The sequence below is a fragment of the Bacillus hominis genome (assembly GCF_018332515.1).
Classification (GTDB): domain Bacteria; phylum Bacillota; class Bacilli; order Bacillales; family Bacillaceae_G; genus Bacillus_A; species Bacillus_A hominis.
This window is the reverse complement of record NZ_BOQD01000709.1, coordinates 1-229: the sequence shown is the minus strand read 5'-3', so window position 1 is coordinate 229 and position 229 is coordinate 1. Positions and strand designations below refer to the sequence as shown.

General features: G+C 51.5%; 1 protein-coding gene. It reads right to left on the bottom strand.

Going from position 1 to position 229, the window contains the following annotated elements; genetic code table 11:
- Positions 1–229, bottom strand: a 229-nt coding sequence (locus KI356_RS29060) for a YhdP family protein (RefSeq protein ID WP_212937100.1), incomplete at both ends; no start/stop codon positions are given.

The window sequence follows — 229 nt, the reverse complement described above, 5'->3', positions numbered from 1 at the left end:
CTGTTATTACGCAGCGTCACTTCACCTTTCGCGGTTACCAGCTCGCCGTTCAGCGGGATATCAAGATGTAAGCGAGCATTCACATCGCCGTCGAGCTGGAGTTCTTGCAGGGTCGCACCCAGAGAATCTTTCAGCGGTGTCTCATCAAAGTAAGGGCCAACGGCTTTACCCGGACCTTTAATGTCAGCGTCAATCAGCAGTTTTTCTTTCGAGTAGTCAGGGATCACTG